The organism is Pedobacter sp. UYEF25 (genome assembly GCF_054061655.1).
Window position 1 is genome coordinate 225,260 of sequence record NZ_JBSSEL010000002.1, and the last position, 21,216, is coordinate 246,475.

14 protein-coding genes are annotated in these 21,216 nt (G+C 38.7%); 7 read left to right on the forward strand and 7 right to left on the reverse strand.

Translation table 11 applies throughout. The features are described from left to right. The first annotated feature begins 104 nt into the window (after positions 1-104). The 3 genes from ACVWYG_RS02995 to ACVWYG_RS03005 all read left to right on the forward strand — a co-directional run bounded on the left by ACVWYG_RS02995 (position 105) and on the right by ACVWYG_RS03005 (position 2,405). Complete coding sequence (locus ACVWYG_RS02995; protein ID WP_457268647.1) at positions 105-905, forward strand: DUF72 domain-containing protein; 801 nt, start codon at positions 105-107, stop codon at positions 903-905. A 160-nt stretch (positions 906-1,065) separates the two neighbouring features. After that, a complete protein-coding gene (gene xth / locus ACVWYG_RS03000) occupies positions 1,066-1,839 on the forward strand; it encodes an exodeoxyribonuclease III (RefSeq protein ID WP_457268648.1) in 774 nt (257 codons plus the stop codon). A 362-nt stretch (positions 1,840-2,201) separates the two neighbouring features. After that, positions 2,202-2,405: a hypothetical protein gene (locus ACVWYG_RS03005; protein ID WP_457268649.1), complete on the forward strand. Its 204-nt coding sequence runs from the start codon at positions 2,202-2,204 to the stop codon at positions 2,403-2,405. A gap of 91 nt (positions 2,406-2,496) precedes the next feature. Here the strand turns inward: ACVWYG_RS03005 and ACVWYG_RS03010 are convergent, their stop codons facing one another. Continuing rightward, positions 2,497-3,213: an SGNH/GDSL hydrolase family protein gene (locus tag ACVWYG_RS03010; RefSeq protein WP_457268650.1), complete on the reverse strand. Its 717-nt coding sequence runs from the start codon at positions 3,211-3,213 to the stop codon at positions 2,497-2,499. 544 nt (positions 3,214-3,757) lie between these two features. Here ACVWYG_RS03010 and ACVWYG_RS03015 point away from each other — a divergent pair. From ACVWYG_RS03015 to ACVWYG_RS03025, 3 genes are read left to right on the forward strand one after another with little or no spacing between them, the layout of a single operon-like run. Then, complete coding sequence (locus tag ACVWYG_RS03015) at positions 3,758-6,862, forward strand: SusC/RagA family TonB-linked outer membrane protein (RefSeq protein ID WP_457268651.1); 3,105 nt, start codon at positions 3,758-3,760, stop codon at positions 6,860-6,862. A 28-nt stretch (positions 6,863-6,890) separates the two neighbouring features. Beyond that, positions 6,891-8,399 (forward strand): RagB/SusD family nutrient uptake outer membrane protein, encoded by a 1,509-nt coding sequence (locus ACVWYG_RS03020; RefSeq protein WP_457268652.1) that lies wholly within the window; start codon positions 6,891-6,893, stop codon positions 8,397-8,399. Positions 8,400-8,448: 49 nt separating this feature from the next. Next, positions 8,449-11,115 carry a family 78 glycoside hydrolase catalytic domain gene (locus ACVWYG_RS03025; RefSeq protein WP_457268653.1) on the forward strand — a complete coding sequence of 889 codons (2,667 nt, stop codon included), beginning with the start codon at positions 8,449-8,451 and terminating at the stop codon, positions 11,113-11,115. 234 nt (positions 11,116-11,349) lie between these two features. Here ACVWYG_RS03025 and ACVWYG_RS03030 read toward each other — a convergent pair whose 3' ends face one another. The 4 genes from ACVWYG_RS03030 to ACVWYG_RS03045 all read right to left on the reverse strand — a co-directional run bounded on the left by ACVWYG_RS03030 (position 11,350) and on the right by ACVWYG_RS03045 (position 17,662). Next, a complete protein-coding gene (locus ACVWYG_RS03030) occupies positions 11,350-12,783 on the reverse strand; it encodes an arabinose isomerase (RefSeq protein WP_457268654.1) in 1,434 nt (477 codons plus the stop codon). Positions 12,784-12,791: 8 nt separating this feature from the next. Next, positions 12,792-15,788 carry a glycosyl hydrolase gene (locus ACVWYG_RS03035; RefSeq protein ID WP_457268655.1) on the reverse strand — a complete coding sequence of 999 codons (2,997 nt, stop codon included), beginning with the start codon at positions 15,786-15,788 and terminating at the stop codon, positions 12,792-12,794. A gap of 85 nt (positions 15,789-15,873) precedes the next feature. After that, positions 15,874-16,191 (reverse strand): L-rhamnose mutarotase, encoded by a 318-nt coding sequence (rhaM, locus tag ACVWYG_RS03040; RefSeq protein ID WP_457268656.1) that lies wholly within the window; start codon positions 16,189-16,191, stop codon positions 15,874-15,876. A 7-nt stretch (positions 16,192-16,198) separates the two neighbouring features. Next, positions 16,199-17,662, reverse strand: coding sequence for a glycosyl hydrolase family 39 (locus tag ACVWYG_RS03045; RefSeq protein ID WP_457268657.1), 1,464 nt, complete (start codon positions 17,660-17,662; stop codon positions 16,199-16,201). A gap of 448 nt (positions 17,663-18,110) precedes the next feature. Here ACVWYG_RS03045 and ACVWYG_RS03050 point away from each other — a divergent pair, with 448 nt between their 5' ends. Next, positions 18,111-18,995, forward strand: a complete 885-nt coding sequence (locus tag ACVWYG_RS03050; RefSeq protein WP_457268658.1) for an AraC family transcriptional regulator — start codon at positions 18,111-18,113, stop codon at positions 18,993-18,995. Between the two features lie 258 nt (positions 18,996-19,253). Here the strand turns inward: ACVWYG_RS03050 and ACVWYG_RS03055 are convergent, their stop codons facing one another. Both ACVWYG_RS03055 and ACVWYG_RS03060 read right to left on the reverse strand, forming a co-directional pair. Continuing rightward, complete coding sequence (locus ACVWYG_RS03055; protein WP_457268659.1) at positions 19,254-19,844, reverse strand: LutC/YkgG family protein; 591 nt, start codon at positions 19,842-19,844, stop codon at positions 19,254-19,256. Beyond that, entirely contained in the window at positions 19,837-21,213 is a 1,377-nt protein-coding gene (locus tag ACVWYG_RS03060; protein ID WP_457268660.1) for a lactate utilization protein B, read from the reverse strand. The genes ACVWYG_RS03055 and ACVWYG_RS03060 overlap by 8 nt, the downstream gene beginning before the upstream one ends. Positions 21,214-21,216: the final 3 nt, after the last annotated feature.

Below are 21,216 nucleotides of genomic sequence, written 5' to 3' on the forward strand. Positions count from 1 at the left end.
ATCTACACTGGGGGTGATTCTATTTAAATGAACAAACTTTTTAGGCGAGCTTGTGGTTTCTAAGGCATGTTCGATTTTGTAAAGTTTAAAAGCCACCCGAAATTATGAAGAGCAGACATCCTATTATCGAAACGGATGTTGGCCGTTATTATTCTGGCACAAGCGGCTTATTACTGCCTGTGCCAAATAAATCTTACTATCCAGAAAATTATCGAAATAAAAGTAGGTTGAGCTATTATAGTTCGCTTATGAATTCAATCGAAATCAACAGCTCCTTTTATAAAATCCCGCTGTCTTCCACAGTGAAAAATTGGGCATTAGATGTGCCGGATGGATTTAAATTTACCTTCAAGCTTTTTAAAGAAATCACCCACAATAAAGGTTTGGTTTTCGAGCAAGAATTACTTCGTCGGTTTTTCCATGTAATCTCACAGGTTGGCGAGAAAAGAGGCTGTTTACTCGTTCAGCTTCCTCCAAGCGTTCGCCTTACCCATTTTTTACAACTTCAATCCCTAATGGCCGCGCTTAGAGAAAACGATCCGGACATGCGATGGAACATTGCCGTGGAATTTCGCCATCAAAGTTTATATGTAGCCGAAGTTTATGAACTTTTAGAAAGTTTTAATCTCTCCGTGGTAATCCATGACAAAATTCCTTCTAGCACTCCATTAATGACTAACAATATTAAGTTTGTGTACTTGAGATTTCACGGCCCGGAAGGGAACTATAGAGGCAGTTATGAAGAAAATGTGCTTGCTGAATATGCAAGTTATATAACGGAATGGTTTTCGGAAGGGAAAAAAGTGTTTGTATATTTCAATAATACCATGGGACGAGCACATTCTAATCTTTTTATGCTGCGCCAATTTGTTTCAGATTTTTCAAAAGACAATCTTCAGGAGTAAGCCATTTTAAGAAAGCGAGTTGCTGACCCCTGTTTACAATGATCATTTGTAACGTTAACAAAATACTTCTCAAAAAAAACGATCGCGTTAATCTCTTTAAATTTAAGAAAACAACTGCGAGAAATAGATGTTTTTTGCCTACCCAATTAGATCCTAAACAATGTCTTTAAAAATCGCCACTTATAATGTCAACGGTATAAACGGTCGACTTCCTGTTTTACTAAGATGGCTAAAAGAGGCTAAGCCAGATGTAGTGTGTTTACAGGAATTGAAATGTCCCGACAAGCTATTTCCGCAAGCAGCGTTGTTAGAGGCTGGCTATCACGCAATTTGGCATGGACAAAAAAGTTGGAACGGCGTTGCAATATTGTCAACGGAAGAAATTAAAGAAACCCGTAGAGGTTTAGATGGTGATCCGGATGATGAACAGAGCCGATATATAGAAGGTTTTGTATTTGGACTGGTGATTGGATGTTTGTACTTACCCAATGGAAATCCCGCACCTGGCCCTAAACTCGACTATAAGTTAGCATGGTTTAAACGCTTTACTTTACACGCAAAAAAATTGCTTTCGTTTAATCTTCCTGTGCTTTTAATAGGGGATTATAACGTTATTCCCACAGAATTAGATACTTACAAACCAGAAAAATACCTAGACAACGCCTTATATTTGCCCGAATCTAAACGCGCCTATCAAAACCTAATAAAAATCGGTTGGATAGACGCCATTCGCAGCCTTTCTCCTACCCTTAGGATTTATACTTTTTATGATTATTTACGTCACGCTTACACCCGTGACGCCGGCCTTAGGTTGGATCATTTTTTAATAAATCAACTTGTGTTAAAAAGGCTTCTAGATGCCGACGTTGATAAACATGTGCGTGGTTGGGAAAAAACGAGTGATCATTGTCCCGTATGGATAATGATTTCTTAGCGTTTATTTAGTTTGATTTCAAATTAACATTTAGAATATAACATAATTACCTATCCTACATTTTTTAAGTTTCGTTTGTGCTCCTTCTCTGTCAAATCGAAAAAGGTATCAAAAAAGATAAATAAAATGACTATTTGTCTCGTTTAAATTCGTCAAAGCTGTATAATTTTGCTGATACGTTTAAATATGTCATTCAGAAACTCATTAAACAATCTTCGGGTGATTTATTAAAAACTTCATTAATGCTAAAAAGAAGTAGAATCTAATTTCTTAACTTATAGACTTATGTCAAATTATTTAATGATTAGGATCAAATGCTATGATGCAAGCACTCAAAATACACGCATTGGCCTCCTTACAATATGACTAAGCTAGAAAAAATTAGAGATTTGCTCACCGAAGCCCAGTCTCAAAGCGACGAATTTTATAGAAAAGACAATATGAAAGCGAGCGTAAGATACAGGCGTCTGTTAGGCGAAATTAAAGAAATCACCCAACAATTGAGAATGGATGTCTTGGAAAGAAAAAAGCAGATCTCGGTATCACGCGCTAATAAACCCGTTTAAGTAACTGTTGCCCAAAAAAATTGGATAACCGTTAAAAACGAGAGAATGTTTCCGGAATGCTTGCAACTCATTTATAATTAATTCTAGCAAATTATGGGAAGGCAAGAAATAGCGCTTGTAATTCCCCTAATTTTTTGTACCCTGCAACATTCATATGTATTGCATCGTGATAGTACAATTGCTTGTTATATATGTTATATCCACCAGAAAAAAACTGATCGAGAAGTGGGATGCCATGAAGTTCGCAAACCTGTTTTTGCATTTCAACGTATTTATTCATTCCCTTCTGATCAAATGGATCATAACCACCCCTATCAACGAAGGCTTTGCTAGAAGTAAAAAAGTAGATTACAGCGTTTGGGTTTGTCTCATAAATTTTCTTAATACAATAATTAATTCCTCCGGCTTGGGTAGTTAATTTCGTTTTGTCATAGTGATCAAATTCTGTATAATCTGTGTAAATTCCAATTTCTCTGTGATTGGTATAGTCGTTTGTTGATGCCCAGAGTATATAGATATCAAAAACGCCAGCCTCATCAACTTGCTGCTGCAAAGATTTTCCCTGTAATGAAGAAAAACCTGCACCGCCAACTCCAAAATTTGTCACTTTCATTCCCAGATACTCTTTCCATATCACTTTAGCGCTATCACTTGCAGGAATTACCGACACAGAGCCGCCAAAAACTGCTACCGATTTTCCATAATTAAAAGATTGTTTAAAATTTGAGGGTTTAATTCTATTTTGCGAGTAAATACTCGTCGACAATAGGATTAGTAAAATGGTAAAATAGTGAATTCTTATTTTCATAGCTCCAAATTAACTGTTTTTTAATTATGTTGCACCTATCCAAAGCTATAAATGGAAAAAATGAGGCAATATTGATCATCAAAACTAACAATAAATTTAAATTCGATCCAAATGGGAAAAAGTATCAGACCCAAACTTTCAATACACAATATCGACATTTTTCCGTATCTCCTAACTGATCGAGAAACAATTAATCATCTCAAAGAAGATTGTTTAGCAAAAATCATTGTAAAATAACAGCATTCAATCTGTAAGTGATGGAAATACGTGGAGTTAGCTTTGAGAAATTTAGCGTTCACTTATAAAGCTAAATCTAGAAAATTTCGCCTTCTTGCGATTTTTAAAAATCGTTTTCAAAAAAATAATTTGGATTATTCAAACATTTGACTAACAAATTATTAGCCATAAATTTTCATAACAGTACAGGATAGTTCTCAGGATAGAACAGGTTGCCCGCTTTCAGCGAACTGCCTAGTTTAGGAATCCAAATATAAAATAAGGTTAGTCTTGCCTCTTTAGCGAGACCAGCTTTTAATCTCCTGTTATGAAAAATAAATTTTTACCCATCTTATCCAGAGCTAGATACTGGCTGTTTTTGTTATTTTTTATACTGCTGACTACGTTTGTCGATGCACAAGAAATTAACGTAAAAGGGAAAGTGAGTAGCGCGGATGACGGAAGCTCACTGCCCGGGGTATCCGTATTTGTAAAAGAAACTAAAAAAGGAGTATCAACTGATCCTGATGGTAATTTTTCTTTGTCTGCAAATAAAGGAGATATCTTAGTGTTTACGTTCATTGGATATAAATCAAAAGAAATAGTTGTTAATGAAACTCGATTAAATGTTACGCTGATGGCAACAAGTGGTTCTTTGTCTGAAGTGGTGGTCGTTGGGTATGGATCGCAAAAAAAGAAAGACCTAACGGGCGCAATTGCCATCATTTCATCAGACCAGATAAAAGATTTGCCTGTAACTTCCGTTGATCAGAAATTGGTCGGACAAGTTGCCGGTGTACAAATTAGCACAACCACTGGTACTCCTGGAGGAGGCACAACCATAAAAATTAGAGGTTCAGGATCTATTGGTGCAGGCGACAATCCGCTTTTTGTGGTAGACGGATATCCGATTTCAAATTCTAGCGGAAACACCTACAATCCTTTAAATGTAATTAATCCGGACGACATAGAATCGATCACCATATTAAAAGATGCATCTTCAACGGCTATTTATGGTTCTAGAGGTTCTAATGGAGTAGTAGTAATTACCACAAAGAAAGGGAAGTCTGGGCAGCCAGTCGTGACTGTTAATTCTTACGTTGGCATTCAAAATGTCCCTCAAACAGGCAGACCGAAAATATTAAATGGCGAGCAATACGCTCAGTTCAGGCAGGACATCATTACCGATGATTTCGCTTTTCGAGGAGTTCCGATAACCACTTCCGACATTCCCGTAGAATTTAGAAATCCGTCACAATACGGAACAGGAACCAATTGGTACAATGAAGTACTTCGTACCGCAAACCAAAACAACTTAGATGTAGGCATTAGTGGAGGAACTGACAATACCCATTACAATTTTTCTATTGGCCGAATTGAGCAGGAGGGAACAATTAAATATACCGATTTTTCACGATACGCCATTCGTGCAAACATCGAAACCAACATTAGCAAGAAGCTAAAAGTTGGCATAAATCTCACGCCAACTAACAGTGTTCAGAACCGGAACAACTTTGATTCTGGAGGCAGGGATATTCTTACAAGAACGCTTTGGTTAAGTCCAATTATTCCACTTTATGACGCTTCGGGCAATAGAACATCATTTATTTCTTCTCCTGGTTCTATCGGCGCGCCAAATCCATTAAATTCCTTGGAGTTTGCAGGTACAAAAGCTAACTACTTTCGTGGCTTGGGCAATGCTTTTGCAGAATATGAAATTGTAAGCGGTTTAAAGGTCAGATACAGCTATAATGTAGATTATGGCAGCGAAAATACCTTCAATTTTAACCCATCTACTGTCGGAGGAGAAAGTAACCCAGCTCCTGTAGTTCCAAACTCTAATACTTTTAAAAACACAAATTTTAATTGGTTGTCGGAGTTATTGGTAAATTATGATAAGACTTTCGGAAAAGACCATCACATTAGTGCTGTTGCAGGCTATACCGCACAAAAGGAGCGTTCTAACGCTATCAGTCTCTTCGCAGACAATTATCCAGACGATTTAGTTAAAACGATCAATGCAGCATCTGTTATCAGCTCCTACGGACAAGACATCCAGAAATGGTCGCTCATTTCCTATTTGGCGAGAGTAAATTACAATTTTAGAGACAAATACCTACTTACTGCTACCGTGAGGACTGATGGATCATCACGTTTTGGAGCCAATAAACAATATGGAACTTTTCCATCTGCTGCAATTGGTTGGCGACTGTCTCATGAGAATTATTTTAAGCGGTTAACTTGGTTAAGTGATTTAAAATTGCGTTCTAGTTATGGAAAAGCAGGGAATTTTAACATTGGTAACTACACATACACCTCTAACATCGGAACAGCAAATTATTCATTTAATGGCACGCTTGCGAATGGTAGAGTATCTACTTCTCTAAATAACCCAAACCTTACGTGGGAAAACTCGAACGAGTTTGATGCAGGAATAGATTTGGGTTTGTTTAAGAATCGCATTTATCTAACTGTCGATTATTATAATCGCTTGACAAAAGGCATGCTTTATAACAGTGAAATCCCACAGTCTTCTGGTTATTCAAACGCGATTATCAACTCAGGCAAAATAAGCAATAAAGGTTTAGAAATTGGACTTGTAACACATAATCTAGAAGGGGAATTTACATGGAATACCAACTTTAATATTTCTTTTAATAAAAATAAAGTGCTTGCGCTTAATGCAAATAATGACCCTATTTATAGTGGTTTAAGTGGAGAGGGATCTTACACGCACAAAACTGAAGTGGGACAACCCATTGGACAATTTTTTGGATATGTTTTGGAGGGAATTTATAAAGATCAAAATGATTTAAACAATTCTCCAAAACATGTAACTTCTGTGGTGGGATCAATAAAATATAAAGATGTGGATGGGAACGGAATTATAGAACCAGTAAAAGACTTTGCAGTTATCGGGCACGCCCAACCAGATTTTACCTACGGTTTTACAAACTCTTTTTCTTATAAAAAATTAGATTTGAATGTGATATTTGTGGGGTCGCAGGGTGGGCAAGAATTAAAAACAGCCAACCAATACCTACTTAACATAGACGGCGTATTTAATGTAGATCAAAAAGTATTGAATCGTTGGAGGTCTGCCACTGACCCAGGCGATGGTATAACGCCGACAACTAATGGATCTCGAGTAATTTATAGAGATGTAAATTCTTCTTGGGTTGAAAATGCCAGCTTTTTACGTTTGCAAAATGTTACGTTAGGATATAACTTCAATACAGATCTGCTTGCAGCCACGAAAATAGTTAAAGGAGCAAGATTGTATATGAGTGGCCAAAACCTGGTTACTTTTACCAAATACAATGGCAATCCAGAATCTAATACGTCAAATGCAGGAGCTTTAACTCCTGGAGAAGATTTTACAAATTACCCATTGGCGAGAACGCTAATTTTGGGCCTGAATTTAACTTTTTAACTTTTAGGAAGACTTAATCAGCTAAAATATGAAACACATTATAAAATACATTGTACTGCCAGTCTTAGTAATCTCAATAGGAATTTCTGGATGCAAAAAAGATTTTTTAAATCAGGCACCTGAGGCAACAATTGTAGGGCAGAATTTTTTTAAATCGGAAACAGATATACAGCAAGCCGTAAATGGCGCATACAGTTCTCTAATCGGCATGGGATTGACAAGTTATTGGATGTTTGGAGAAATGCGATCAGACAATACCACCTACCAATATAACCCAACTGATAGAGGTTTAGAGCAACGAGAATTTATAGATGAATTCCTTGCAACTGCTACCGCTCCGCCTATTCAACAATATTGGCAAGAAAACTATACCGCAATATCACGTTGTAATGATGTCTTAGATCATATAGAGGGTATAACCATGACTGCAGAGTCGAAAAATAAATATAGAGGTGAAGTGAAATTTCTTCGTGCTTTACATTACTTCAACCTTGTTAGGCAGTTTGGCGGCGTGCCTTTAAGATTAACTTCTGTACAGTCTCCAAGTGATGCCGTTTCTAAAGGAAGAGCTCCAGAAACCGATATATACTCCCAAATCATCAATGATCTTACTGCTGCTTCTACTTCGCTTCCAGAAAAACATATTGGAGCAGACATCGGTCGGGCAACGAAAGGAGCTGCATTTGCGCTTTTGGGAAAGGTGTTGCTTACTCAGAAAAAATATACCGAGGCCCTGATTGCGCTGAGACAAGTAACGGGCTATTCGCTTTTAGCAGATTATGCGAGCGTATTTGACCCTGCTAATAAAAATAATGCAGAATCGGTTTTTGAAATCCAATATTTAGGCACAAAACCAGAACTTGCTAGTAATTTTTTATACCAATTTGCGCCAAACACTTCCGGTAGTATTGTAACAGGAGATGCAGGCACCCAACTTGGTTCTGGGAGCGGTTGGAATATTCCGACGCAAGATTTAATAAATGCATACGAGCCGGGAGACGCCAGAAAAGACGCTTCGCTGGCAGTTGGCTTTACAGGTATCGATGGTAAATTCGTAAACGTACCTTATGTTAAAAAATACAACCACGGATTTGTAGATAGAGGGCGAACAAACGATAATTTTCCGCTACTTCGTTATGCTGATGTATTGTTAATGATGGCTGAATGCCTCAATGAACAAGGTTTTACAGCGGGAGGTGAAGCATTTACGCTACTAAATAAAATAAGAATGCGTGCACGTTTGCCAAAAAAGACTTCAGGTAATGCCAATATTTTGCTTGCTGTAAATAACCAAAATGCTTTTAGAGATGCCATAATGCAAGAACGCAGGGTCGAATTGGCATTTGAGGATCAACGTTGGTACGATTTGGTTAGATCTGGCAAGGCCGTAGCTGTTATGAACGCACATGGGCAAAGTCAGATTAAACAATTTTCAAATATCCCTTCAGGATCGTATATTGTTACCGAAAACAAGCTTCTTTTGCCATTACCACAACGCGATGTCACACTTGACCATTTAATCCAAAATCCACAATAAAGAAATTTTAAATTACTCGCTTATATGCTAACTCCGTATTTAATTAAACATGCTAGGTAAAAAAATTTTTAATCAGAAGTTGATGGTAATCCTTCTTTTTATGTTGGTTACATTTAAGGTCAGTGCACAAAAATTTGAGGTGGCTGATTTGAAAGTAGAATACAGTCTTCACCCAATCGGGATCGACAACACCCATCCTCGATTTAGCTGGAAGTTAGAAAGCAGTCGAAAGGGCATTAGTCAGCAGTCCTATGAAATAAGGGTTGCGGAGAAAATGAATGACTTGAAATCTGGGAAAAATTTAATCTGGGAAAGCGGTGAAGTTAAAAATGCTGAATCAAATCAAGTAAATTATGCAGGAAAACCACTAAAATCCAAGACTCGCTATTATTGGGAAGTAAGGGTAAAAGACAATAATAACAAAAAATCTGCTTGGACAACCGCCAACTATTGGCAAACGGGAATGTTGTCGCCAACTGACTGGACGGCAAAGTGGATTACCACTTTTGTTGGTGACACCACGCTCGGCCCAAGTCCATATTTTAGAAAAACGTTCAACTCATCAAAGACCATAAAATCAGCGACGGCGTACATCACTGCCCATGGAATGTATGAGGCACATTTGAATGGAAAACGGATAGGAAGTGATTTTTTTACCCCTGGATGGACGAGCTACAAAAAACGTTTATTGTATCAAACCTACGATGTAACTGATATGGTTAAAAAAGGTGAAAATACCGTAGGCTTAATCATTGGTGATGGTTGGTATAAGGGACATATTGGGTTTAATGGACAAAATAGCTACTACGGGAATCAATTAGGTGGTTTGCTACAGCTAGAAATAGAGTATACAGATGGAGAAAAGCAACTCGTCCAAACAGATGATTCATGGAAATATCACTTGGGCCCTATCATCACTTCAGATTTGTACAATGGCGAAACATATGACGCTCGTCTTGAACTTTCTGGATGGGCGAGTGCTGGATACAATGCTGCTAAATGGAAAAGTGTTGCAGTAATTCCCGCAGGTACCGAAAAAATTGAAAGCAGCATAAGTCCGCTTGCTCGCAAACATGAAGAATTTAAACCTAAGCAACTTATTACAACTCCGAAAGGGGAAATCGTCCTTGATTTTGGACAAAATTTAGTGGGTTGGGTGAAATTTAAAGTAAAAGGTGAAAAAGGCGCTGTAGTTAAAATTGAACATGCAGAAGTACTCGATAAAGCTGGCAACTTTTACACAGAAAATTTACGTAGTGCAAAACAATTGATCACGTACACCTTAAAAGGGGATGCCGAGGAAACATACGAACCTCACTTTACTTATCAAGGATTTAGATACATCAAACTTGAGGGATTTCTAGGAACGCCTAAGTTAGCTGATTTTACGGCGATCGCTGTTTACTCAGACATGAAAACAACGGGAACATTCATTACTTCAAATCCTATGATCAATCAGCTTCAGCACAACATTCTTTGGGGACAAAAAGGAAACTTTGTAGATGTTCCCACAGATTGTCCGCAGCGCGATGAACGCTTAGGATGGACGGGCGACGCACAGGTTTTCTCTAGCACGGCAGCTTATAACATGGACGTAGCGGGCTTTTTTACCAAATGGATGAAAGATGTAAAAGCAGATCAATTACCTAATGGAAGCGTACCTTATGTGATCCCAGATGTTCTCGGAAATGGGCAGGCAGGTTCGGCAGGCTGGGGAGATGCGGCTACCGTTATTCCATGGAACATGTATATTGCTTATGGCGACAAAGAAATTCTGAACAATCAATACCAAAGTATGAAAATGTGGGTAGATTACATGGCTCAGAAAAGCACCAATAATCTTTGGAATACAGGATCTCACTTTGGCGACTGGCTATTTTATCGCCCTGACGATGACAACGATGGCAGGGCTGCAATAACCGATAAATACCTCATTGCTCAAGCGTTTTATGCACACTCTACTCAGCTGCTTATCAATGCGGCAAATGTATTAAATAACCAGGAAGATGTTAGGAAATACAACGACTTGTTAACTGCTATAAAGGCTGCCTTTGTAAAGGAATATTTGAGTCCGAACGGTAGGCTTGTTTCTGGTACTCAAACAGCTTATGTACTCGCGCTAAACTTTGATATGTTGCCAGAAAATTTAAGGCAGCAAGCCGTAGATAGGCTAGTAGACAATATAAAAAGTTACGGAAATCACATCACCACTGGCTTTTTAGGCACCCCGTATCTTTGTCAGGTGCTAACGCGTTTCAATCGCACTGATGTAGCGTATAATTTGCTTTTACAAGATACCTACCCTTCTTGGTTATATCCTGTAAAGATGGGCGCAACAACCATTTGGGAACGTTGGGACGGTGAGAAACCCGACGGAAGTTTTGAGAATCCTAGTATGAATTCATTTAATCATTATTCCTATGGCGCGATTGGCGATTGGATGTACAAGCATGTAGCAGGAATCCAACCTGAAAGTGCCGGGTATAAACAAATTATTATTAAACCAGAAATTGGCGGAGGCTTAACGTGGGCTGAGGGAACATTTGATTGTGCTTATGGAACCATTGCCTCTAAATGGAAAATTAATGACAATAAACTAGATATGACTGTAACGATTCCTCCAAATACAACCGCAGATATATTTGTGCCGAACGCCCAAGGTAAAGACTATGAAAAACATACAGTAGCATCTGGAACTTACCATTATTCTAGGTAATTTATCAGAAAATTGGAACAATCGCTTAATCTAATTTAACATTTCGAAGAAGCAGTTTTTGCGATGAAAAGTAATTACTGATATTGAGTTTCTTTGTTAATTCATAGCAGCTACGTCAAAATCAAAAAGCTAGATCATTGATCTAGCTTTTTGATTTTAGTATTAAATTGACAACATTAATGGGGAAGTTTATCTAAGTTATGGCTAAAGTAGACTAGCTTTACATAGGTCTGACTAACATACTTGAACCGTTTCGATCTTTAATATCTTTCCGAGCTTTTTTATTTTTGCAGCGATATGGCCTTTACCAATGGCGCAATGATGAGCCGGACCCTGTTCGCTCCACAGCTCAACAAAGTTCCGAGCGCCAACAGAAAATTTATACCGACTGTTTGTATTGCCAATTGCTAAGTTTTGTCCCGACACACTTTCTCCTTCTGCAACGAGAAATTTTATAGTTCCGTCTCCAACTTCCACTACAGAAAGTAACGTTACCTCACCATGGCTTACAGACATTTCAACCGACAACCCTCTGCCAACTTTGCCATGATAAACCTGAAGAGGTCTGACTTTAACTTTACCTTCGGCTATTCGAGGATGACAGGGGCCATCATGCCCCATCAACACCACATCATCTTTGTAATCCATCGCATAATATTCTGTAAATGAGCCACCTGCACCAAAACTATCTATAATTTTCATCGCTTGCACATTTTTCACCTCAAATTCTCCTGCAACAGGAATATTTCTCCCCGTTAAAAGCGAAGTACCAAGTATGATCGAACTTATGGTACTTTCATTTGCTGAATTGCCATTTCCTTTATGATAATAAGCAAGGGATCCTAACTGATATTTGGCCACTATCTTATCAAGTGCTACCGCTGTTTTTGCAGCTCTGCGCAACTCGTGCGCTTCACAGTCGTCTTGAATTTCGAATTCCTTTTGAATTTCTGTTAATTTATTCTCAATTTCTTCCTCGTTCACCAATGCCACCAATCCCGATAATTCATCGACTTCAATGACCTCCATATGCCCTCCAAAAGTTGAATTTTGCAGCGTTAAGTCTGTGTAAATGTCCATCATTCCGCCATAATAGCCGCCCATTAATCCAAGTCTGTTGTAAAACATTATCCTCGCAACTCTGGAAGCTTCAATCCATTGATTAATTTCCTTCCACACATATTCATCATTAATTAACATACCAGTTACCTGATAAAATGGAATATTACACCTTTTAAAAACGTTGGCAATTTCGGGCACAGCGCACGCAGAACAATGCGCCAGCCATTCTCCGGTCATGGTGGTTCGATCAGCTAGCTTATTAAAAACTTGATAGTCTATGCTTGCTTCGGGAGAAAGGTTAAGTATAATGATGGGCACCCCAGCTTTTCGCACAGCAGGAAGGACGTTGGCGGATAAGGCATACGTAGAAACGTAAATAAATATAAGATCTACATCTTCAGCTTTGAATAGATCGCCGGCTTCAAAAGATTTTTCTGCCGTATCTACCATACCCATGTTTACTATAGCTACATCCAATGCCTCTATGTTGTCGGCCACAATTTTCAGGTAACCGTTTAAGCGATCTTTAAGCCCCTGAAACTGCCGCCAATATACCTCCAAACCTATTCCGAATAACCCAATTTTAACCGTGTTATTATTAAACATAAATTATTTTATTTTTTTTCTAGCTGCTGAATAATTCTTACAGGACCAATAAGACCCGACCCCATTAAAGGAGAATCTGCACTGTATTGATTTGTTGTTGTGAAAGTAAATCGCCCACTTGTTCGAGGCGTGTTAGTTAAAAGCCATTCTGGCCATTTATCATCCACTATGCCGTCGTAAGGCTTTTTCTCGTCGCCAATAAGGCGATTTGCCCATAAATTTACAACTTCAATTTTAAGATCATTCCCCTTTTTTCGCAAAGCCGACGCTATGTCTATACGCCAAGGCGCAGTCCATATTATGCCTAAATTTTTTCCATTTAGCGTTACCCGCGCCATTTCCTTTACAACACCCAAATCTATATATACCGGCCCTGACAGTAGCTTAGGTAAATCGAACTTTTTGTGGTAAACCGCTATGCCAGAATAATGTTTAATTCCGTCATCCGCATTCTTGCTCCAATCAACAAGGTCTTTAAAAACGACATGCGCGGGGCCTCCCCATATTGGATCAAAACTTACGTCCCAAGGTCCTTTTAACGTCAATAATGTTTTCTGTACGATCGATTCGCTAGCTGTTGTTGATGGAGATTTATTGCCTTTGCCGAAAACTACAAAACAACTTTGGTAAGCAGCTAAATGTAAAGAAACTGAAGTTATCCCATCGTTAACTATAAATTTATTCCTACTTTCTATTTTACTTGTTACAGGATCCCAAATTTCCGGAGAACCTTTTGTACTTCTGAATCGCCCAGTTATATCGATTATTTTATCAGATTTATTTGCGACAAAGTAAATGTCCCAATTGGGATCTGTACGATGGGTATATCTTACAGGCCCATCTGAAGTAAAATCTTCCTTCACTTTCATTTCCTTCAATATTTGTGCAGTTGCATCATACGTTGGATAGAGATTGTCAATAGACTTGCTAATGTCTCCACCCCAAATAACGATCCCGGCTCCATATTTATGTAGCGTTTTTGTAGCAGGCTCATTCGTCGCTCCCCAGATTTTTTCTCCAAGTGCTTTCACCTGAAGATCGCAATCAGGAAAATTAACTAAACTTGGAGATCTGAGCGGCGGGCTTCCGACAATGATTGCGCCGCTCTTTACCAGCTCGCCAATTTTAGCAAGCAGTTCAGGGGTCATCGATTCATATCTCGGCAAAACCAATAAACGATAGGTCGCCCCACTGGGGAAAACTATCTGCCTGTCTTTCACAACAGCTTTCATGAGTTGATTTGGCGAACAACCATCAAAGTTATAACCTCTCCTATCTCCAATGGTATCGCCAAGTATTGCCGAAAAGGGCGGAATGAAAACGAAAGGGGCACCTTCTGGCGTCAAATACAGCAGATCGGCGACACTCCGCCCCTGTTGCAATATAAATTGGCAGCGCGTAACATACTCATGATACCCGCTTACCATTGGCCACCAGGTTTGGCTTCTGTCCCAATGAACGCCATAAGGGCCCATTGTTGCGCCAGGTTTTAATGAATCAGGTAAAAATTGATTCTGAAAGGTATGATATACGAACCGATTTATTCCAGCTGCAAACGCCCAATCACCCTGGTTTTTCATCCTCCCTGGATATTGTTTCCATCCTTCATTATTTTGCGCAGTAAAAGCCTCTGCCGGAATAAGCGATTTGCCCATGATATGTCCAATAGAAGTTGCCTCAATTACACTATAACTTGAGTTGAAACCAAATCCCTTACTCCAAAATTCCGCCATCGGTACGTCAGCTACACTCCCCAAATCAAGATCTGCCGTTGGGTTCATGTCATAGGGTTCGATAGATAAGGATAGATGATGTCGCTTGGCGTATTCCTTAACATGCATTGCATGATTTTGCAACACAAGTTCTTGCGATGTTTGTCGGAGATCCCACAAAAACCGCTCACTTTCGGCTAAACTATTAACAATATTACCAGCATAAACCGGATAATATTTAATCGGATCATAACCACGCCGTTTAATAAATTCATTTCTAAAATTAGCTGTCCAATTTTGAGCGCCCATTTCCCAGCTGTCCATGTGCAAGCGTTTTAATCCGCCTTGAGTATTGGGATTTATCTTAGGAATTTTATTCAACAGATTTCCCACGTAAGCATCCAAGTGGTGGTTCAATGCAGTGGTATCAAATTTATCCGACTCAAAACCGAGCCCCGGAATTGGAGCAGGCCTAGTTATAGCGCCGTTGTTCCGACTAACCAAACGCATAATTGTCCATTTTCCACTAGGCGGCGTCCAGTTAAGTGTGCCGTCAGGCTGCATTTTGTCAGTTAAATCCAGTATTTTATTTTTAGCGATGATTGAGTTTGGATCCCCTTTTTCGGCAGTTGGGGAAGGCAGGTATGGTTTAACTACCGCAGAGCTAAAGGGGGCCCGGTAATACAACGCTTTTTCTTCATAATCGGCTATTGGTTTAATTTCCTCACGGCTTGGGAAAGCTAAAACAGCCACATCTCTATAATATGCCAACCACTCTTTTTTAATTTCTGCCGTAAGACTATTTTCTCCAAAAAAAGGATTCTTTGGAGGAGGAAGCGGCAACACAATCTTCTTATGATCGTTGGCCGAAACTGTTATAGCACTTGATACAAGGTGCTGCATCGATTCTTCAGCTTTTACCCAGGGTCCGCCACTACCAGTCCAACCTGGTCCAATGCCTAAAGTAATCTCGATGCCCAAACGTCGGGCTTCCTTTTCGGCATGAATGAAAAGTGCAGTCCATTTGCTTCCAAGAAACTCAACAGATCCTCTAGGTATGCCTACGTTAACCTCTAAAAAAATGAGGTTAGCAATCCCGGCTTTTTTCATAGATTCCAAATCTTTGGTGATGGTTTCGGCAGACATATTACCATCCATAAAATACCAATACACGCCGGGTTTGTAGCGATCAGCCGGTTTGATAAAGTCAGCTTTAAATTGCACCAACTGAGCTTGCACGTTCGAAGCATTTAAAAGAATGCAAGCGAGAATTATTATAACATTTCTAAACATATCACTACTAGGTATTTTGTAAAATAGAAAAACGTAAATGCTTTTATTTAGCTATAGCCTATTTGCGTTAACAATTGGCCTGATGTTAATCTAAATAGAACATTTCCTCTAAAGATGACATGACTGGTGAGGAATCGTCGTTTACCTCCATTAAATCAGCCATGTAATGCCACCATTTTTTTAAAATTTTGTCATCTGCATTAAGATTTTGATCACGTATTTGAATGTCTACGTTTTGGACTGCAAACAAAACCCTAGTTTCTACGTCCAAAAAAATACTGTAATCGCAAATGCCACTTTTCTTTAGCCAAATCTTCATTTCCGGCCAAAGTGCATCGTGACGTTTTTTATATTCTTGATTCACACCGATCTTTAACTTCATTTTGAATGCTATTCTAATCATTTGATGGTTATTTAGTTAAAACTATCAATTTTACCGAAAAAGGTTTTACATCTATGGTTTCCCTTGTAATTTCTGTTGCAATCGGTTCATTGTCCCCAGATTCACCATCAACTGAACTCATCTCGGCACCTTTAAATTCGGTAGGCAATTTAACGTTAATGGTTTTGTTTCGCTTGTTAATTATTAAAAGCATTCGGCTTTTTTTATTGCTATAGGCCTGTGCTAAAATGTCATCACCGTTATTAACCTCAACATTGGTTTGAATTAATTTGCTGCCTACCGTTATATGATCTTTAATTAACTTAAGCACCCAATAACGCGCATTTGGTTTATTGTTTAAATGGTTAATCATGGTAACGTCGGGAAACTGAGTGGGGAATCCTACCAATTGCGATTCTCCGATCACATCGATACCAAGCTTTGATAATTCTACGAAAAAGTAGCCATATACGCCTGCAGATATATTAAAAAATTTTGGGTCAATTGGTTGATTTCGCATCTCGTCACTTACAAATGTCCCCAGTTCGTTAATATCTGTACGGGTTTTTGGCGCCAGTCGCGCCCGTATGTTTTCTATAAACCTCACTTTATCTATAAAACCCTCTGCTTTATCAAAAACCGTGTAATCATCAGCGTCGATTTTTTGATTTTGATTTGCCCCTGCGTAACAATGATAGGATAGCATGTCTATTGGGATACCAGGTTTATGATTCGCAGCATTTAGGAAATACTCGAACCATTCGGGTTTTTCGTAAGCCAATGCCAAACCAACAAACTTGGTTTTTGGCATGATTGGTTTGAGCGCAGTAACTATTGCATCATATACCAACGCATAAGTTTGCGGCGACATATTATGTTCTAAATCTGGTTCGTTTAATACCTCCCAATAGTCGAAATTATAGTGATAGCCTGATTTATGATACTTGCCTAACTCATCGGTAAACCCACCTTTTGTGTACCAACTTACCAGTCTAACGTAATAATCAGTGAGTTCTTTTAGCGTTGTGTCCCTAAATTTAGTACCGCCACCGTAACTCCAACTTACTTGATTGGGATCATCAGGATAAATAACTTTAATGTCTGTTTTAAACATCCACTGTGGAATGGTGCTAAAGTTCATCATTACAGCATGTCCCTCGGTGTGTCTCATAAAGTCAGCGGTCATTGGATCTATCAGCCTAAAATCCCAAGATGTTTTATCGCCCGGAGGCTCCAACTCTGCCACTGCCAACCTTGGATAGGGAAACCAAGGGACGTATCTTACATAATCTGCGTCCAAATTCTGCAGCGCGTTAAAGGCAGCGTTATGCATTGGAGCACCTTGGCGCAACATTGGGTTGCCTACTACCTGTAAGGTAGGTGTCGATTTCGAGGTGAATACAGTATGATCCCACTGAATCTTTATTTCGGGAATTTGTGCGCTAACCTGAAGGACGAGCAAAATTAAGCCAATGGTTGCTATACGCTTCATGAGTTGGTTTTTATTTAAATAATACGCGATTGAACCTCAAACGCGCTCAATTTGGTTAAAAAATTCCGATAAGCTTTGAACCTACCTTTTTGTTGATTACATCAGTTTAAGAGTTGTATTTAAAAAAACCTTCTTCAGCCGACAATAACTTTCCAAAAGTATTTGAATACTGATGCGTAAAAATGGATGATTTGGCAATTAACCTACACATTTTGACCTTTTGAAACCCCAATGGCAGAGGAATTAATTCTGTTCATTTACAATGTAAACGTCGTTTAGGGAAACAACTTAATATTTTGATAAATAGGCTATACTTTTTGATTTATATGCCAACAAATCGGAAAGGATTTGCTATTTTTAGTTTTACACTAAGTACTGCTTTTACTAACCAAATTTATCTTTCTACTACCTCCAAAAAATCATTTTATTTGGATTTTTATACTTAGCCATGGTGAACTATTATAAGTACCTTCCTGTTAGCAAAGAAGATGAAAGTTGGGGCTTAGCTGTTTTAAACGCTGGCTGTACACATATTCAAGCAACCAATGTTTATCCATTAAAAAGCCATCCCGCGCATCACAATTTCAATTGGGGCAGTTGGAGAGTATTGCAAGAATACCAAATTATTTACATTACAAATGGAAAGGGAATATTTGAATCTGAGAGCTTTAAACAAACCGTAGTAAATGCAGGTACTGTGATCGTATTGTTTCCGAACGAAAGACATCGTTATAAACCAGACAGTCAGACTGGGTGGGATGAATACTGGGTAGGTATAAAGGGTAATGTGATAGACAATTTAGTTGCAACCGGATATTTGAGGCGAGAAAATCCATGTTTGCATATAGGTTTTAATGAAAACGTATTTGACATTTATAATTGCATTATTGAAAAAACAAAACTAGAGAGGCCGGGTTATCAACCGCTTATTTCTGGGGCAGTGCTTCACTTACTCGGTACATGCCACGCCACCGTAAAACAAAACGCTACCGAAAATAAGGAAGAAGAAATTCTAATCAATAAAGCTCGCTTGCTATTTAGATCAAACCTGAACAATACATATTCGCCAGAAAGTGCTGCGCAAGAGTTAAATGTCGGTTACTCTTGGTTTCGCAAATTATTTAAAAATTATACAGGCTTATCGCCCGGCCAATATTATCTGCAACTGAAAATCGAAAAAGCGAAGGAACTTTTATCTAACTCAAGCACGCCTATAAAAGAAATTTCTTTCGATCTAAACTTCGACTATTTTTATTTTTCTAAAATATTTAAAGAGAAAACGGGTTTCAGACCTACAGATTTTCGGAAAGACAGTCAAAATATCCTGTTTTAGATCTAGTAAAGTACGACTTGATTCCATACGGTATTGCCTTGAAAAAGTTATAACTGTTATTGAGATTGGTTGTTCTAATAAAAAATTTTATTTTTTTATTAAAAACATGTTAAAAAACTATTGGCTTATCGGTATCAAGCCTAAAAAAGTTTTTTCACTCCGACTCTTCCAGTAGGCATTAGAATACTGCAATTCTTCTTTTAACAAGAGGCTTTTAAAACTACAAATTAAATGTTTTAAAATTTTCCAACACTTTTACTAAATCAAAAACAGTCGCAAACTCCTTGGACCATGAGCGCCTAATACTAAACTTTGCTCTATATCAGCCGTTTTAGACGGACCTGCAATAAATGCACCAAAGCCATAAGAATTGTCTGAAATAAGCTCGTAAGCTAAATGCATGTTAGCTACAATATGTTCTTTTTTTAAAACAAAAACTAAATGTTGCGGAATAAACGGCAGTAGCCTTTCGTTATAGAGGGCGTCATTTACCCAACAAGCGCCATTTTCTGCCACTCCAAAATGTGTAGGCAGTAGCATCAACTCCACGTCTGCCAAGGCGTGATTGTCAGTACCATTGTATTCATCTGCGATGACATCTAACTCACGGACTGCAGATACAACTCTCTTTCCTAATAAGTCAAAATCACTTCTTAATTGATTAACGATTTGATGATAAGTTTCTACCTCGTAAACAGTCGATCCAATTCGTTCTGCAGTTGCGATAAAATTTCGTAAGTTTTCTTTCGGCTCGCCTGCGACTTGATAGAATAGATCAAGATTTGGTAAACCCGTTAGCTCTGGTTGACTTTCTTTTACCGCAGCCAATATTTTCTCTCTGCTAGTCATTGTCTTTTCTATTTTTACTGTACCATTCTCCAAATGATGCCTTCGGTACCTCGGGCATATCTCTTTGCAAAAACCACGGGTTAAATTTATTGTTAACCACAAACGGCGCATATTTAAGGGTGGTTCTAGCTGCTTTTCCGGCAAATCTATAGAGCGTGGGCGAAGCCAATGTTTTAGCCATAACCTGCATTGCAACCACTTTTTTAGGGTCTACATACCCTTCTTTCACAATAACTTGTCGCCATTTATACAACTGTTCATGAATGTCTATTTTAACCGGACAAACATTGCTACATGACCCACAAAGAGAGGATGCAAAAGGTAAATCGGCATGCGCTTTCATATCCCAGTTAGGAGCCAAAATAGAACCAATTGGTCCTGCAATTACGCTGTTATAGCTGTGCCCACCGCTCCGCCGATAAACGGGACATGTATTAAAGCATGCCGAACAACGAATGCACTTTAGGGAATTTCTAAAATCCGGCCGCCCCAATTGTCGCGTTCTTTGGTTATCTACCAAAATGACATGTAATTCTTTGCCATCTGCAGGTTTTGCAAAATGACTAGAATAAGTGGTTATTGGCTGTCCTGTGGCACTGCGCGTCAGTAGCCTTAAAAAGACTCCCAAATGTTTTCTTTTGGGAATAATTTTTTCTATTCCCATACTCGCAATGTGGATATCGGCTAAGTGCGCGCCCATATCGGCATTCCCCTCATTTGTACATACTACAAATTCGCCTGTTTCTGCGACAGCAAAATTAACGCCTGTTAGTGCTGCGCGCCTTGTCAAAAATGTATCTCTTAGGCTTTGTCTTGCTGCCTCTGTCAATAATTGTGGATCAGCATTTCCTTTTGGTGTACCCAAAAATTTGTGGAACAGTTCCCCGATTTCTTCTTTCTTTTTATGAATACAAGGCAACACAATATGGCTAGGTGTTTCACCGGCCAATTGCACAATGCGTTCTCCAAGATCAGAATCAATTACTTCGATGCCATTTTCACTTAAAAAATGATTCATTTGGCATTCTTCAGTCAACATAGACTTGCTTTTTACCATTTCTGTTATCTTATGTTTCCGCAGCAGATTCAGCACGATGTCATTGTGTTCCTTTGCATCTGCCGCCCAATGAATTACAATACCATTGGCAATGGCATTTTCCTCAAATTCCAGAAGATAATCGTGGAGATTAGAAAGTGTGTGGTTTTTTATTTGAGAACCTGCCTCTCTTAACGCTTCCCACTCGGGAACTTTATGCGTTTCCGCATCGCGTTTTTTACGAATAAACCAAAGCGTTTCATCATGCCAATCAACTCTGTTTTCGTCTTCATTAAAAACTTTGGATCTTTCTGCGTGGTCTGCTACTTTCATTTT

Excerpts from the sequence above, each read along its gene's own strand:
- ACVWYG_RS03055 (WP_457268659.1), bottom strand. The coding sequence starts at position 19,844 with ATGACTAGCAGAGAGAAAATATTGGCTGCGGTAAAAGAAAGTCAACCA.
- ACVWYG_RS03035 (WP_457268655.1), bottom strand. The coding sequence starts at position 15,788 with ATGTTTAGAAATGTTATAATAATTCTCGCTTGCATTCTTTTAAATGCT.
- ACVWYG_RS03015 (WP_457268651.1), top strand. The coding sequence starts at position 3,758 with ATGAAAAATAAATTTTTACCCATCTTATCCAGAGCTAGATACTGGCTG.
- ACVWYG_RS02995 (WP_457268647.1), top strand. The coding sequence starts at position 105 with ATGAAGAGCAGACATCCTATTATCGAAACGGATGTTGGCCGTTATTAT.
- ACVWYG_RS03045 (WP_457268657.1), bottom strand. The coding sequence starts at position 17,662 with ATGAAGCGTATAGCAACCATTGGCTTAATTTTGCTCGTCCTTCAGGTT.
- ACVWYG_RS03060 (WP_457268660.1), bottom strand. The coding sequence starts at position 21,213 with ATGAAAGTAGCAGACCACGCAGAAAGATCCAAAGTTTTTAATGAAGAC.
- ACVWYG_RS03020 (WP_457268652.1), top strand. The coding sequence starts at position 6,891 with ATGAAACACATTATAAAATACATTGTACTGCCAGTCTTAGTAATCTCA.
- ACVWYG_RS03005 (WP_457268649.1), top strand. The coding sequence starts at position 2,202 with ATGACTAAGCTAGAAAAAATTAGAGATTTGCTCACCGAAGCCCAGTCT.
- xth (WP_457268648.1), top strand. The coding sequence starts at position 1,066 with ATGTCTTTAAAAATCGCCACTTATAATGTCAACGGTATAAACGGTCGA.
- rhaM (WP_457268656.1), bottom strand. The coding sequence starts at position 16,191 with ATGATTAGAATAGCATTCAAAATGAAGTTAAAGATCGGTGTGAATCAA.
- ACVWYG_RS03030 (WP_457268654.1), bottom strand. The coding sequence starts at position 12,783 with ATGTTTAATAATAACACGGTTAAAATTGGGTTATTCGGAATAGGTTTG.
- ACVWYG_RS03010 (WP_457268650.1), bottom strand. The coding sequence starts at position 3,213 with ATGAAAATAAGAATTCACTATTTTACCATTTTACTAATCCTATTGTCG.
- ACVWYG_RS03050 (WP_457268658.1), top strand. The coding sequence starts at position 18,111 with ATGGTGAACTATTATAAGTACCTTCCTGTTAGCAAAGAAGATGAAAGT.
- ACVWYG_RS03025 (WP_457268653.1), top strand. The coding sequence starts at position 8,449 with ATGCTAGGTAAAAAAATTTTTAATCAGAAGTTGATGGTAATCCTTCTT.